Source organism: Flavobacterium aquatile LMG 4008 = ATCC 11947, assembly GCF_000757385.1.
Classification (GTDB): domain Bacteria; phylum Bacteroidota; class Bacteroidia; order Flavobacteriales; family Flavobacteriaceae; genus Flavobacterium; species Flavobacterium aquatile.
Map to the genome: position 1 here is coordinate 736462 of NZ_JRHH01000003.1, position 14948 is coordinate 751409.

The window sequence follows — 14948 nt, forward strand, 5'->3', positions numbered from 1 at the left end:
TATGGAAATGCAGCAATTTCATTATGACAACAAAATCGTGAGGAATTTCATTTACGCCAGTATCATTTTTGGTGTAGTTGGAATGTTAGTCGGACTCATCCTCGCAATAATGTTCTTATTCCCAAACATTACAAGTGGTGTTTCGTTTTTAAGTTTTGGTCGTCTTAGACCATTACATACCAATGCAGTAATCTTTGCTTTCGTTGGTAACGCCATGTTTGCTGGAGTATATTATTCTATGCAACGTTTGCTTAAAGCAAGAATGTTTAGCGATGTATTAAGTAAATTACACTTTTGGGGTTGGCAATTAATTATTGTGGCAGCCGCAGTGAGTTTACCATTGGGTTACACAACTTCTAAAGAATATGCCGAATTGGAATGGCCAATCGATATTGCTATTGCCTTAATTTGGGTAGTATTTGGTATCAACATGATTGGAACTATTATTAAAAGAAGAGAACGTCATATTTATGTAGCAATTTGGTTTTACATTGCAACATTTGTTACCGTTGCAGTTCTTCATATCTTTAATAGTTTTGAACTTCCAGTTTCTTTCTTAAAATCGTATTCTGTTTACGCAGGAGTTCAAGATGCCTTAGTACAATGGTGGTACGGACACAATGCTGTGGCATTTTTCTTGACCACACCATTTTTAGGAATGATGTATTACTTTGTTCCAAAAGCAGCCAATCGTCCTGTGTATTCTTATAGATTATCAATCATTCACTTTTGGTCTTTAATATTTATTTATATCTGGGCTGGACCACACCATTTATTGTATTCAGCTTTGCCAGATTGGGCACAAAACTTAGGTGTTGTATTCTCAATTATGTTAATTGCTCCATCTTGGGGTGGAATGATAAACGGTTTATTAACGCTAAGAGGTGTTTGGGATAAAGTGCGTACAGATTCAGTATTAAAATTCTTCGTAGTCGCAATCACAGGTTACGGAATGGCAACTTTTGAAGGTCCAATGTTATCTCTTAAAAATGTAAATGCTATTGCACATTACACCGATTGGATTATTGCTCACGTTCACGTTGGTGCATTGGCTTGGAACGGATTTTTATCATTCGGTATGATCTATTGGTTGATTCCAAGAATGACAAAATCTAAATTATTTTCAGAAAAATTAGCCAACTTCCACTTCTGGATAGGAACGTTAGGAATTATATTATATGCGCTTCCAATGTATGTTGCTGGATTTACTCAAGCATCTATGTGGAAACAATTTGACGCAGAAGGTTCAAGATTACAATATGGAAACTTCTTAGAAACAGTTACTCAATTAATGCCAATGTATTGGATGAGAGCTATTGGTGGAACTTTATTCTTGCTTGGTGTTTTTGTTATGTGTTATAACATCATCATGACTGTTAAAAAAGGTGCTGCTGTAGAAGATGAATTAGCAGAAGCTCCACAATTAGAAGTAATTTCTAAAAACAGATTGAAAGGCGAAAAATTACACGCTTGGTTAGAAAGAAAACCAGTTCAATTTATGTTGCTTACAACATTAGCTATCTTAATTGGTGGATTAATTCAAATTGTTCCAACGCTCTTAGTGAAATCTAATATTCCAACTATTGCAGCGGTAAAACCTTACACACCATTAGAATTACAAGGTCGCGATTTATATATCCGTGAAGGTTGCGTAAGTTGTCACTCTCAAATGATTCGTCCATTCCGATCTGAAGTTGAACGTTATGGAGAATATTCTAAAGCAGGAGAATTTGTATATGATCATCCATTTTTGTGGGGTTCTAAACGTACTGGTCCGGATTTAGCTCGTGAAGGTGTTAAAGGAAAACCTTACAATGGTGGTCGTGACGATGTGTGGCAGTTCAATCACTTATACGATCCGCAAAGTATTTCTCCAGGTTCATTAATGCCAAGATACCAATGGTTAATTAAAGACAAATTAGATAATTCAATTATTCAAGGTAAGATGAAAGCGATGGTTACTCTAGGTGTTCCTTATTCTGATGCTGATATTACTAATGCACTGAAAAGCATAGATGCACAAGCTAGTAAAATTGAGAAAAACTTACTTGCCAATGCCGAAATCAAAAAGTCATTTGAAAAAGAAACAGCTGTTCCTTTAAAAGACAGAGAAATTATAGCAGTGATTGCTTATTTACAACGATTAGGTACAGATATTCAAGTTAAAGATAAAAAACAATAGCCATGTTAAAGTTTGTAAAACAAAATTTAGAAACCATTTCTGGTGTAGAAATTTATCCCATCATTTCGTTAGGTATTTTCTTTAGTGCATTCGTTTTGTTCACTTTATGGGCAATGACGTACAGTAAAGAAAAAATAAAAGAAATCAGCGAATTGCCATTAAAAGACTAAGAATTATACTATTTAAAAAGTAAAATAATGAAAAAATTACTCCCAGTTTATGTTAGAGTTCCGTTGCTATTTGCAACTGTTCTTATAGGTTTAGAATATTTTATTGACTCAGGTGATAGACCCGCTTTTGTAAAATATCCAATGGTCTCATTGTTCTTAGCCGTTTTTCTGTTTTTATTGATTGCTATCGAAATTGTAGTAAATGCAGTCGATAAAGTAACCTATCATCTTTTAACAGATGAACAAAGAAAACAGCTTGAAGAAGCGCAAACTATTCCAATTACACAAAGTAAGTTTCTAAAAGGATTAATGCAAAAACTTACTCGTTCTAAAGAAATAGAACAAGAAAGTGATGTAATGCTTAACCATGATTATGATGGAATCAAAGAATTGGATAATGTATTACCACCATGGTGGGTGTATCTTTTCTACGGAACAATTGCATTCGCATTTATTTATTTAATTCGATTCCACGTTTTAGATGGCGATACACAAGCTGACGAATTCAAACACGAAGTAGAGTTGGCCAATCTAGAAATACAAAAAAATGCCACTGCAAAACCTGATGATATGAATATTGATAAGGTAACGCTTTTAACTGATGAGGCTAGTTTGGCCAAAGGAAAAGAAGTATTTACCAATGCATGTGCAGCTTGTCATAAAGCCGATGGTGGTGGAATTGTTGGTCCGAATCTAACCGATGAATTTTGGATTAACGGTGGCGGAATTAAAAATGTTTTCAAAATTATTTCTGAAGGAAGTAAAAACAACCAAAGTATGGTTTCTTGGAAAGGAATTTTTAAACCAACCGAAATCCAACAAATTGCAAGTTATGTTTTAAGCCTTCAAGGATCAAAACCTGCAGGTGGAAAACCAGCTGAAGGACAAAAATGGGTAGAAGAAGCTGCTCCGAAAACAGATGCAACTCCAGTGGTAGATTCAACTAAAGTGGCACCAACTAAATAATTAATAGTAAAGGTTTTGGATTTTTATAATTCAAAACCTTTCAAAATTAAACGAATGTTTTTCGTAAAATAATAATCACAATGAGCTCAAATACACCAGAAGAAAGTTTTAGAGATAGTATTGCAACTATTGATAAAAAAGGAAAAAGAGCCTTTATTTATCCTAAAATTCCAGTAGGACGTTTTTATAACAAAAGAAAATTACTAAGCTATGCTTTGCTGGCTTTTTTGTTGAGTGCGCCATTCATTAAAATCAACGGAAATCAATTTCTTTTATTTAATGTTTTAGAACGAAAATTCAATATTTTCAGCTTTCCATTTTGGCCTCAAGATTTTCACCTTGTTGTAATTTCGATGATTATTGGCGTAGTTGGTTTGGCGCTTTTCACCGTAGCTTTCGGACGTATTTTCTGTGGATGGTTTTGTCCTCAAACGATTTTTATGGAAATGGTTTTTCGTAGAATTGAATTCTGGATTGATGGCGATCGTGGTGCTCAAATGCGATTAGCAAAACAATCTTGGGATAAAGAAAAAATTAGAAAACGAGTTACCAAATGGATTGTATTTTTCATCATTTCGTTTATCATAGCGAATGTATTTTTAGCTTACTTAATAGGAAGCGATGAGGTACTTGATTTCATAAAAGAAGGTCCAAAAGAAAATACCAGTACACTTATTGCCTTATTAATTTTTACAGGCGTTTTCTTCTTTATTTATGCGTCGTTTAGAGAACAAGTGTGCATCATTGCTTGTCCGTACGGTAGAATGCAAGGTGTATTACTTGACAATAAATCAATAAATGTTGCCTACGATCATGTTCGTGGTGAAGCCGAAAATGGTCGAGCCAAATTTCATAAAGGTGAAGACAGACAAGCACTTGGAGTAGGAGATTGCATCGATTGCAAAATCTGCGTCAACGTTTGCCCAACCGGAATCGACATTAGAAACGGAACGCAATTAGAATGTATCAATTGCACCGCTTGTATCGATGAATGTGATACTATAATGGAAAAAGTGGGCTTACCAAAAGGATTAATTCGATATGCAAGTGAAGACGAAATTGTAAAGAAAGAGAAGTTCCAACTCACAACAAGAATGAAAGGTTACATAGCTGTTTTAGCTATTTTAACTGGGTTTTTCATCGGAATGTTATTCCTTAGAAACGATGTGGAAGCTACTATTTTGCACATGCCAGGACAATTATTTCAACACGAAGGCGACACCATTTCTAATGTTTACAATTACAAAATCATCAATAAAACAGAAGGCGATTTTAATAAGGTAACTTTCAAATTAGTCAATTCTAAAGGTGAAATTAAACTTGTAGGTAAACCTTTTATAGCTATTCCAAGACAAGGATTTACGCAAGGAACAATGTTTGTTAAAATTTTAGAAAAGGATTTGAACAAGGAAGATATTGAATTACAAATTGAAGTTTATAACAACAATAGATTAATTGAAACAGCGAAAACCAATTTCAATGGACCGCGAAATTTCAATTAGAAAAATAATAAAATCATGAAAATAAATTGGGGAACAAGCATTGTAATTGCATTTGGACTTTTTATGAGTTTCATCTTATACTTTGTTTTCAAAGTGCAATCCGATAGTAAATATGATAACGAATTAGTAGTCGAAAAATACTATCAGAAAGAATTGACTTTCGAAAAACAAATGGAAAAAGAACAAAACGCTCACGATATGACCGAAATTGTAGCAATACAATCGGCCGAAAATGGTGTTACAATCGCATTTCCAAAAGAATTTGATATCACAAAAATTAAAGGAAAAGTGTCCTTCTACAGACCGTCAAACAAAAAGTTAGACTTTGAAATTCCTATTTCTCTGTCTAACCCACATTTGCTCATACCTAAAAGTAATTTGGTTGGCGGTCGTTGGGACATTTCTGTAGACTGGTCTTATGAAGGTAAAGAGTATTTAAGTAAAGAAACGATTTATACCAATTAGAATGCTTTACACGGCTTTATTTTTCGGATTAATAAGTAGTTTTCATTGTATCGGGATGTGTGGTCCAATTGCGATTATGCTTCCTGTTGATCACAAAAATCCGTCTAAAAAAGCACTTCAAATTTTAACCTATCATTTAGGAAGATTAACCGCGTACGGAAGTTTAGGATTGGTCTTCGGAATATTAGGACGTGGATTTTACCTAGCAGGATTACAACAAACCATTTCAATTACAGTTGGAGTTTTGATGATTTTAGTTGTTCTTATTCCAGAAAAAATATTCGCAAAATATAATTTTTCACGACCTATTTATCAATTAATTTCTAAAGTAAAAACCGCTTTAGGAAGTCAATTCAAACGAAAATCAGCGGATGCTTTATTCACAATTGGTTTTCTAAACGGATTATTACCTTGTGGATTAGTTTACGCTGCATTATTTGGAGCAATTGCTATGCAGAATGTTACCTTATCAGTCAGTTACATGGTTTTATACGGTTTAGGAACAATACCAATGATGAGCGCAGTAGTTTATGTTACTAACTTTTTATCATTTCCAATCAGAAATAAATTGCAAAAAGTAATACCAATTGTATCCGTTATCATCGGAACATTATTTATTCTTCGTGGCTTAGGTTTGGATATTTCTTACGTTTCACCAAGCAACATGAATTTATTTGTTCAAGCCAATGCCAATTGTCATTAAAATTTATAAATTTAAATAATTATGGAAAAACACGATTTATTACACGAATTCCCAGAATTTAAAGATAAAATTCATCTTTTAAAAGTAGAAGACAAACACTTCAGAAAATTATTTGACGAATACCATGAATTACAAAATAGAATTTACAATATCAATTCTGGTATTGAAGTAGTTATAGAAGAGTATGGTCACGAACTTAAAGCAAAATTACTTCATGTTAAAGATACCATTTATACGTATTTAATTAAATAATTTCATGTTTTATTAAAAAAATCCTCAACTGTATTACACAATTGAGGATTTAAATTTCACAAAAAAATGTTTTTTAAATAGCGTTCACTATAGCAACAAAATCATCAGCTTTTAATGCTGCACCACCAATTAATCCGCCATCAACATCGGGTTTTCCGAAGATTTCTTGAGCATTATCTGGTTTTACACTTCCACCGTAAAGGATAGAAACGTTTTCTGCAATTTCGCTTCCATAAGTGTGACGAACTGTTTCTCTAATAAAAGCGTGCATCTCTTGAGCTTGCTCTGGGCTAGCAGTTTCGCCAGTTCCGATTGCCCAAACTGGTTCGTAAGCCAAAATAATATCTTGCCAAGCCTCTTTTTCTAAATGAAATAATCCATCGCGCAATTGATTTTCAACTACATTAAAATGTTGTTCGTCTTTTCTATCTTTTAATTCTTCTCCAAAGCAAAAAATCACTGTCATATCGTGACGTAGCGCAGTATCAACTTTTGTAGCAATTAAAGCATCGGTTTCGTGAAAAATTGAACGTCTTTCTGAATGTCCTAAAATGACTGTGTTTACACCAACACTTTTCAACATATCTGCCGAAATTTCTCCTGTGTAAGCACCATTTTCATTTTGATGCATATTCTGTGCAGCAACTGTAATGTTGGTAAACTCTAAATGATCTACAGCTGAAGCCAAATTAACAAAAGTTGGAGCTACAATAATTTGCACCTCTTTGTCTTCTGGTAATTTATCGATTAATTCATTCAATAAATCTTCAGTTTCCTCACTGTTTTTGTTCATTTTCCAATTTCCTGCAACAATTTTAGTTCTCATTTTTATTATTTTAAGGCTTGATTAATTTTGTCAAAATCTTTTTCTATTGCTCTGTATAAGGTAACTTCCATTTCACCACGAACAATAATATATCTTGGAATCCAATCTAAATCAATTGATTGTCCAAAACTACCTTTCATTCCTTTTTCATCGTTCACCCAATAGTGTTCTCCTACAATTTCATGTTTTTTAATTCCTTCATTCCACTTTTCAAAAGATTTATCCATAGAAATAAATACATATACAACTTCAGGATTCTCTTTCTGAATTTCTTTTAATTTAGGCATCGCTTTTACGCAATCGCTACACCATGAAGCCCAAACTTCAATTAATATTGTTTTTCCTTTATGTTTTTCCAGAATATCTCTAAAAGCAGTTTCTTTACTTTCTGAATTTAGTACGATTCCGTTTAATGCTTCCTCAGAAAACTGCGTTTCTTGCGCATTAGTACACGATATTGTTGTCATAACGATACTTAAAATTAGGAGTATGTTTTTCATAGTTTTCATTTTTAAATTATAATTTTAGTTGATCACTATCATTGTGATGTAATTTTTGTTTGATAGTTCCTTTTTCAAGAACAATAATACTCGGGTTGGCTCTTTCAATTGTTTTAATTGCTATTGCATCACAGAAATAGTAATCAAAAGTTTGACCATATTTTTTCTTAACCGCAGCAGTTTTGTCTTTTGAAGCTGTTAATCCAACCACTTTATATCCTTTTGCTTTAGCTTCAAGATTAATTTTCTCTAATTTTTGCAAACCAGCATCATCCGCTTTATCCAAATCGTATGCTGTAAATATAATCAATTTTGGTTCTTGTAATAACGCGTCTTTATAATCAGTTCCATCTAATTCTAAAGCAAAATCGTGAATTGGTGGTACATAACCTTCTTTAATTACTTTGTCTTTACGTTCCACAAAAACGGCATCCGATGGAATTTTTCCGTCCATTAAATCTTTTTCAGTAAACTGAGTATCAACTCCTTTTACTTTGTAAACGAAAATCATTTCTACAACACTTTTTTCAGCATTTGCAGGAACTTCCATTCCTTTTTGAATGTTATTTCCCACTTTATAAGGTCTAAAATCTTTTAATGGTAAATGATTTAAAACCCAATATCCCATGAAAGCTGATAAAACAATACTTAAAATAGCCAATATATTCTGAACTTTATCACTAAATAATGGCTTCACCAATTTCATATTGAAGAATAAAATCAGAATGAAAACCAATAAAACAACGTCTTTTGTAAACGATTCCCAAGGTGTTAGTTTCAATGCATCGCCAAAACAACCACAATCTTTAACTACATCAAAATAAGCTGAATAGAATGTTAAAAAGGTAAAAAATACTATTAGAATTAATAAACTCCAAATGGTGAATTTTGTTTTGTATCCAATTAAAAGCATTACACCCAAAACAACTTCCAAAATCACTAAAAACAGAGCTAAAGCTAATGTATAAGGAACTAAAAACGGAATATTAAAAACGGTTTCACTAAAATATTCTGCCAATTTATACGAAAAGCCAACTGGATCATTAAGTTTAATTAAGCCCGAAATAATGAACAATATTCCGACGAAAATTCTAGAAAACTGGGTAATTATGTTTTTCATATTTTAAATTTTGTACAAAGTTAAAGTAGATATTTTAATAGTGATGTTAATGAATTGTTATTGTGTCATTGCGAGGAACGAAGCAATCTTACTATTAGCTTGAAAACTAAAACTTCTTCATTAAAATCAAAGCAAAAATCGAATAATTAATCATGTCTTGATAGTTAGCATCAATACCTTCAGATACCAATGTTTTTCCTTTATTATCTTCAATTTGTTTTACACGAAGTAACTTCTGCAAAATCAAATCGGTTAATGAACTTACTCTCATTTCGCGCCAAGCTTCACCATAATCATGGTTTTTGGCTTCCATTAAAGTTTTGGTCAAAGTTACTTTTTCGTCATAAAGTTGGGTTGCTTTTTCAACACCTAAATCAGGTTGTTCAACTACACCCAAATCCAACTGAATCAAAGCCATAATGCAATAATTAATAATTCCGATGAATTCTCCGGTTTCATCTTCATCCACTTTGCGCACTTCGTTTTCTTGTAAACTTCTAATACGTTGTGCTTTTATAAAAATTTGGTCAGTAAGCGATGGCAATCGTAAAATGCGCCAAGCACTTCCATAATCGGTCATTTTTTTGATAAATAAATCACGGCAAACGCCAATTACTTTATCATATTCTTGTGAAGTATTCTTCATTAAATGGTATATTTGTATGAATTTTTTCAAAAGTACAGATTTTTTCTCTGAAATCTAAAATCTAAAATCTAAATTCTGAAATCTAAGCGAGAATGACAATCAATTGTAACGGAAAACTCATCGATTTAACAACTCCCAAAGTAATGGGAATTTTAAATTGTACGCCAGATTCTTTTTACGATGGCGGAAAATATAAAAGTGAATCGCAATTCCTTTCTCAAGTTGAAAAAATGCTTTCAGATGGTACAACTTTCGTTGATATTGGAGCATATTCAAGCAAACCCAATGCTGAATTTGTATCGGAAGAAGAGGAGTTAAATCGATTACTTCCTGTTTTAGAATTGGTTTTAAAATCGTTTCCCGAAACTATAATTTCTGTAGATACTTTTAGAAGTAAAATTGCCAAAAAAGCTATTGAAAATGGTGCAGCAATAATCAATGATATTTCGGCTGGAAATCTTGACGAAAATATGTTGGAAACCGTTGCCAAACTACAAGTTCCGTACATTATGATGCACATGAAAGGAACTCCGCAAACGATGCAAACCTTAACACAATATGACAATATTTGCAAAGAAATGCTTTTCTATTTTTCAGAAAGAGTAGGCAAGGCGAGACGTCTAGGAATTAATGATATAATTATTGATCCTGGATTTGGATTTGCTAAAACGTTGGAACAGAATTTTGAAGTAATGCAAAAATTAGAATTGTTTCAAATACTAGAATTGCCGTTACTTGTTGGAGTTTCCAGAAAATCTATGATTTATAAAACATTAGAAACCACAGCAGAAAATAGTTTGAACGGAACCACATTTTTAAATGCAATTTCACTTCAAAAAGGCGCCAATATTCTTCGAGTTCACGATGTAAAAGAAGCTGTTGAAGGCGTGAAATTATTCAATAAATTAAATCAGATTTAAAATGAAAAAAATACTAATTATAATTATAGCTTTCACACTTTTTTCTTGCAACGAAAAAGAGGTTTTATTACCCGAAGTGGATACAACTATTGTAGATAAAGTGGAAAATTTATCTCCAATTTATATTTTTTTCGAAGCAAAAGGTAAAGATACAATAGCTGATTTGAATAGAAAAAATGCCATAAGTTCGACCAATTTCATTTTCAATATTGACAAGCGTTTGCCATTAAAATTAGTACTTCCGGAAGTGATAAAAGCTGTAGCAAAAAAAGAAGCAAGTGCTCACAAAGACAGTACTTCACAGAATTATTATTCGTATTCTAACATCAAGAAAAAGCAACTAGCATTTGTACCTTTTACTAAAATGAATTACAAATTAGAAAAACCAAAATCGGGCAGGACTATTTATTTTTCTAAAAATCAAATTTTTGTGGACAATGTGTCATTTGAAAAAGAAAAATTTGAAAATTATATCGAAAATCTTTCAGTTGAAGATTTATACAAATGCAATTTTTGTTTTGATAAAAATGATAGTTACGAAAATTATATTAAGAATCTTGTTTTCATAAAATCGTTAGATATTAAACGAACTCATACTGAAGAAAACATTTATTAAACTTTCAATTTCTAACTTCTCGTACTTCGTACTTCTTCCCTCATACCTTTACTGATGGTGATAAGGTTCGTTTTTAAGAATAGTAAATCCACGGTAAATTTGTTCAATTACAAATAATCGAACCATTTGATGGGAGAAAGTCATAGCCGAAAGCGAGATTTTGCCTTGAGCTTTTTTATACACTCCATCACTAAAACCATAAGGTCCGCCAATTACAAAAACTAAAGTTTTAATTCCGGCATTCATTTTTTTCTGTAAATAATCTGAGAAACCAATACTTGAAAAAGTCGCACCATTTTCATCCAATAAAATCAATTGATCTGTGGGTGAGAGTTTGGCTAAAATGAGTTCGCCTTCTTTTTCTTTCTGTTGATTTTCAGATAGATTTTTCACATTTTTGATGTCGGGAATTACTTCTAAATCAAATTTTATGTAAAACGACAAGCGCTTGCTGTATTCGTCAATTAAAGATTGTAGATTTTTATTGTCGGTTTTGCCAATAGCTAAAAGTTTGATGTTCATGGTTTCTGTAAAATGCAAAAGTATAAAAAAAACCATCCGAAAAAACGGATGGTTCACAAACACAATTCACTTAACTAAATTAAAAACAATAACTATTTTCAGCCACTAATTTGTTGGTAATTGTTTCTCTCAATCCTACAATATTAGGCATGTTGGTGTATTTTGTAAAACGACGTAAACCCATAAGCATCATGCGTTGTTCATCGCCTTCGGCAAACGAAATAATACTCTCTTTACCTTTTTGAGTCACAACGTCAACTGCTTTGTATAGATATAATTTTGCCATCGCAATTTGCTCTTTTACTTTGTCTTCGCCTTCTTTTTTGGCTAGTTTTTCAGTACGCAAAATGGTACTTTCTGCCATGTAAATTTCAATTAACATATCGGCTGCAGCCATTAATAATTGTTGGTGTCCGTCTAAATCGGGTCCGTATTTTTGAACTGCTCCACCAGCAACCATTAAAAATGCTTTTTTCAATTTGCCAACCAATTCTTTTTCTTCTGCAAATAATTCAGTATAATCTGGAGTTTCAAATGAGGGAATTCCCATCAACTCTTCTTGTACTTTCGATGCTGGTCCAAGTAAGTCAACGTGACCCTTCATCGCTTTTTTGATCAACATTCCTACAGATAACATTCTGTTGATTTCATTCGTACCTTCGTAAATACGAGCAATTCTAGCATCTCTCCAAGCCGATTCCATTGGAGTATCTTCTGAAAATCCCATTCCGCCATAAATCTGAATTCCTTCATCAGCACAGTTTTGAACATCTTCAGAAACAGCTACTTTCAGAATAGAACATTCTATAGCAAATTCTTCAACACCTTTTAATTCGGCTTCCTGATGCGAATTTCCTTCAGCTTCACGAAGTTTAATGCGGTTTTCAATATCTTTTGCAGCTCTGTATGTAGCACTTTCTCCAGCATAAGCAGAAGTTGCCATTTCGGCTAATTTATATCGGATGGCTCCAAATTGCGAAATTGCAGTATTAAACTGAATTCTTTCATTAGCATAATTCACTGCATTTGATGTAACTCTACGTTGCGCATCCAAACAAGCTGCTGCCAATTTAATACGACCAACATTTAATGAATTCATTGCAATTTTAAATCCGTTTCCTCTTTCAGATAACATATTTTCTACTGGAACTTTAGTTTCATTAAAGAAAACTTGACGCGTAGAAGAAGCACGAATTCCTAATTTATGTTCTTCTTCGTTCATCGAAATACCATTGAAAGCATCATTTTCTACGATGAAACCAGTGATATTTTTGTCATCACCAATTCGTGCAAAAACGATAAATACTGAACAGAAACCTGCATTGGATATCCACATTTTTTGTCCTGTGATTTTGTAATGCGTTCCATCTTCCGATAAAACTGCTTTAGTTTTTCCAGAATTGGCATCAGAACCTGCGCCTGGTTCTGTTAAGCAATACGCTCCAAACCATTCGCCTGAAGCTAATTTAGGTACGTATTTTAATTTTTGTTCTTCGGTTCCATATAACGTAATTGGCATAGTTCCAATTCCAGTATGCGCACCAAAAGCTGTTGAAAACGAGCCAGTTGCTCCCGAAATATAATCGCAAACGAGACAAGTATCCACAAATCCCATTCCCAATCCGCCATAGTTTTCTGGAACGGCAACGCTTAGAAAGCCCATTTCTCCTGCTTTACGCATGGTTGCTTCAGTAAAAGCATAATCTTTTGCCTCAAAACGGTTTTTGTTTGGCCAAATTTCTTTGTCGACGAATTCTTTCACAGAATCACGCATCATCAACTGTTCTTCAGAGAAATCCTCTGGAGTAAAGACATTTTCACATTTGGTTTCTTTTACCAAAAACTGTCCACCTCTTGTAATATCTTCCATAATTTATTTTTTTAGAGAAAAGAAGAAAGATGCAAGAAAAAAGATTAAACTTCCAATTTACTGATAAAACCAGTTGTCATTTTTTGGAATTCAATAATCTTGTTTTCTATTTCTATCGTTTTTTCGTTGGTTATATATTTATTTTGATTTGCTATTAATAATTGTGTTTGTAATTCAAAGGAAGAACCTAAACTAATATTTAGGTAATGTTTAAAATGATTGTTACCTCTGTTAGAACCTTCTGCTATATTTGATGGCATTGAAACAGCAGCTCTATTCATTTGACTTACTAAACCATAAACTTCATTCTTTGGAAATTCTAGACCTATTTTATGAATATCTGAAGTGATTTCCATTGATAACATCCAAATTTTAAGATTTTTAAAGTTATGTTTCATATGTCTTGCCTCTTGTTTCTTGCTTCTATTCTCTATAATAATTCAAAAACTCCTGCACTTCCTTGTCCGGTTCCAACACACATACTTACAATTCCGTATTTATCGCCACGGCGTTTCATTTCGTCAAATAATTGTACCGATAATTTTGCGCCTGTACAACCTAATGGATGACCAAGTGCAATTGCGCCACCATTAACGTTAATGATTTCTGGGTTTAAATTTAGTTCACGAGTTACTGCTAATGCTTGTGATGCGAAAGCTTCGTTTAACTCAATTAATCCAATATCATTTAACGATAAACCAGCTTGTTTTAATGCTTTTGGAATTGCTTTTACTGGTCCAATTCCCATAATTCTTGGTTCAACTCCAGCTGAAGCAAAATTTACTAATCGAGCAATAGGAGTGATGTTTAATTCTTTTACCAATTCTTCACTCATGATTAAAACGAACGCTGCACCATCACTCATTTGCGATGAATTTCCAGCAGTTACGCTTCCATCAGCGGCGAAAACCGGACGTAATTTATTCAATGCAACAATATTGGTGTCGCCTCTTGGACCTTCATCTTTGTTTACTACATATGATTTTGTTTCCTTTTTACCATTTTCATTGATGAATGTTTGCTCCACAGTAATTGGAACAATTTGTTTGTCAAATTTACCTTCAGCTTGTGCTTTCAAAGCTTTTTGATGCGAATTAAAAGCAAACTCATCTTGATCTTCACGAGAGATATTGAATTGTTTGGCAACAGCTTCTGCCGTTAAACCCATTCCCCAATAATAATCTTCGTTTCCTTCTTTTGCTACGGCGTAATCTGGTGTAGGTTTGTATCCGCCCATTGGGATGAACGACATACTTTCGGCACCACCGGCGATGATACAATCTGCCATTCCGCTTTGGATTTTCGCAGTTGCCATTCCGATAGTTTCCAATCCAGAAGCGCAATATCTGTTTACCGTAACTCCAGGAACATCGGTTACTTTTAATCCCATTAAGGAAATTAATCGACCAACGTTCAGACCTTGTTCGGCTTCCGGCATCGCGTTTCCAACCATTACGTCATCAATTCTTTTTTTGTCGAAATCAGGCAATTCATTCATCATGAACTGTATGGTTTCTGCAGCCAATTCGTCTGGTCTTTTAAAACGGAATACTCCTTTTGGAGCTTTTCCAACGGCTGTTCTGTATGCTTTTACAATATATGCTGTTTTCATTTTTTTTATTTTTGAGAGGAAAGAAGCAAGAGTTAAGATCGCTTCGCTGAAAGATTGTTTATGTCTTTCTTCTTTC

Annotated in this window: 17 protein-coding genes; 9 read left to right on the top strand and 8 right to left on the bottom strand. The window is 33.3% G+C overall.

Features of this window, described 5'->3' with window-relative positions:
• Position 1 precedes the first annotated feature (1 nt).
• The 7 genes from ccoN (at position 2) to LG45_RS09385 (ending at position 6240) form a co-directional block, all read left to right on the top strand.
• Positions 2-2182, top strand: coding sequence for a cytochrome-c oxidase, cbb3-type subunit I (gene ccoN, locus LG45_RS09355; protein WP_035126453.1), 2181 nt, complete (start codon positions 2-4; stop codon positions 2180-2182).
• 2 nt (positions 2183-2184) lie between these two features.
• Positions 2185-2352: a hypothetical protein gene (locus tag LG45_RS09360; RefSeq protein ID WP_035126455.1), complete on the top strand. Its 168-nt coding sequence runs from the start codon at positions 2185-2187 to the stop codon at positions 2350-2352.
• A 27-nt stretch (positions 2353-2379) separates the two neighbouring features.
• Positions 2380-3318, top strand: a complete 939-nt coding sequence (locus LG45_RS09365; protein ID WP_035126457.1) for a cbb3-type cytochrome c oxidase N-terminal domain-containing protein — start codon at positions 2380-2382, stop codon at positions 3316-3318.
• 80 nt (positions 3319-3398) lie between these two features.
• Entirely contained in the window at positions 3399-4820 is a 1422-nt protein-coding gene (ccoG, locus tag LG45_RS09370) for a cytochrome c oxidase accessory protein CcoG (protein WP_035126459.1), read from the top strand.
• A 15-nt stretch (positions 4821-4835) separates the two neighbouring features.
• Positions 4836-5285, top strand: a complete 450-nt coding sequence (locus LG45_RS09375) for a FixH family protein (protein WP_035126461.1) — start codon at positions 4836-4838, stop codon at positions 5283-5285.
• A 1-nt stretch (position 5286) separates the two neighbouring features.
• Positions 5287-5988 (top strand): sulfite exporter TauE/SafE family protein, encoded by a 702-nt coding sequence (locus LG45_RS09380; protein WP_035126468.1) that lies wholly within the window; start codon positions 5287-5289, stop codon positions 5986-5988.
• A gap of 21 nt (positions 5989-6009) precedes the next feature.
• Entirely contained in the window at positions 6010-6240 is a 231-nt protein-coding gene (locus tag LG45_RS09385; protein ID WP_081932061.1) for an HP1242/YdcH family protein, read from the top strand.
• Between the two features lie 73 nt (positions 6241-6313).
• Here the strand turns inward: LG45_RS09385 and tpiA are convergent, their stop codons facing one another.
• From tpiA to LG45_RS09405, 4 genes are all read right to left on the bottom strand, one after another.
• The gene (gene tpiA / locus LG45_RS09390) at positions 6314-7066 is read right to left on the bottom strand and encodes a triose-phosphate isomerase (protein ID WP_035126472.1); all 753 of its coding nucleotides are present in this window, start codon (positions 7064-7066) and stop codon (positions 6314-6316) included.
• Between the two features lie 5 nt (positions 7067-7071).
• Entirely contained in the window at positions 7072-7566 is a 495-nt protein-coding gene (locus LG45_RS09395; RefSeq protein WP_035126768.1) for a thioredoxin-like domain-containing protein, read from the bottom strand.
• 16 nt (positions 7567-7582) lie between these two features.
• Positions 7583-8686, bottom strand: coding sequence for a BT_3928 family protein (locus LG45_RS09400; protein WP_035126474.1), 1104 nt, complete (start codon positions 8684-8686; stop codon positions 7583-7585).
• A 106-nt stretch (positions 8687-8792) separates the two neighbouring features.
• Positions 8793-9332, bottom strand: a complete 540-nt coding sequence (locus LG45_RS09405; RefSeq protein WP_035126476.1) for a DUF1599 domain-containing protein — start codon at positions 9330-9332, stop codon at positions 8793-8795.
• Between the two features lie 92 nt (positions 9333-9424).
• Between LG45_RS09405 and folP the strand changes: the two genes are divergently transcribed.
• Together folP and LG45_RS09415 are read left to right on the top strand one after the other, a co-directional pair.
• Entirely contained in the window at positions 9425-10252 is an 828-nt protein-coding gene (gene folP / locus LG45_RS09410) for a dihydropteroate synthase (protein ID WP_035126478.1), read from the top strand.
• Between the two features lies 1 nt (position 10253).
• Positions 10254-10868 carry a hypothetical protein gene (locus tag LG45_RS09415; RefSeq protein WP_035126479.1) on the top strand — a complete coding sequence of 205 codons (615 nt, stop codon included), beginning with the start codon at positions 10254-10256 and terminating at the stop codon, positions 10866-10868.
• A gap of 48 nt (positions 10869-10916) precedes the next feature.
• Here LG45_RS09415 and rlmH read toward each other — a convergent pair whose 3' ends face one another.
• From rlmH to LG45_RS09435, 4 genes are all read right to left on the bottom strand, one after another.
• Positions 10917-11390 (bottom strand): 23S rRNA (pseudouridine(1915)-N(3))-methyltransferase RlmH, encoded by a 474-nt coding sequence (rlmH, locus tag LG45_RS09420; RefSeq protein ID WP_035126769.1) that lies wholly within the window; start codon positions 11388-11390, stop codon positions 10917-10919.
• 79 nt (positions 11391-11469) lie between these two features.
• Positions 11470-13260 carry an acyl-CoA dehydrogenase family protein gene (locus tag LG45_RS09425; protein ID WP_089046911.1) on the bottom strand — a complete coding sequence of 597 codons (1791 nt, stop codon included), beginning with the start codon at positions 13258-13260 and terminating at the stop codon, positions 11470-11472.
• 44 nt (positions 13261-13304) lie between these two features.
• On the bottom strand, positions 13305-13658 hold the full coding sequence (locus LG45_RS09430) for a four helix bundle protein (protein WP_035126483.1): 354 nt from the start codon (positions 13656-13658) through the stop codon (positions 13305-13307).
• A 32-nt stretch (positions 13659-13690) separates the two neighbouring features.
• Positions 13691-14872: an acetyl-CoA C-acyltransferase gene (locus tag LG45_RS09435; protein WP_035126485.1), complete on the bottom strand. Its 1182-nt coding sequence runs from the start codon at positions 14870-14872 to the stop codon at positions 13691-13693.
• Positions 14873-14948: the final 76 nt, after the last annotated feature.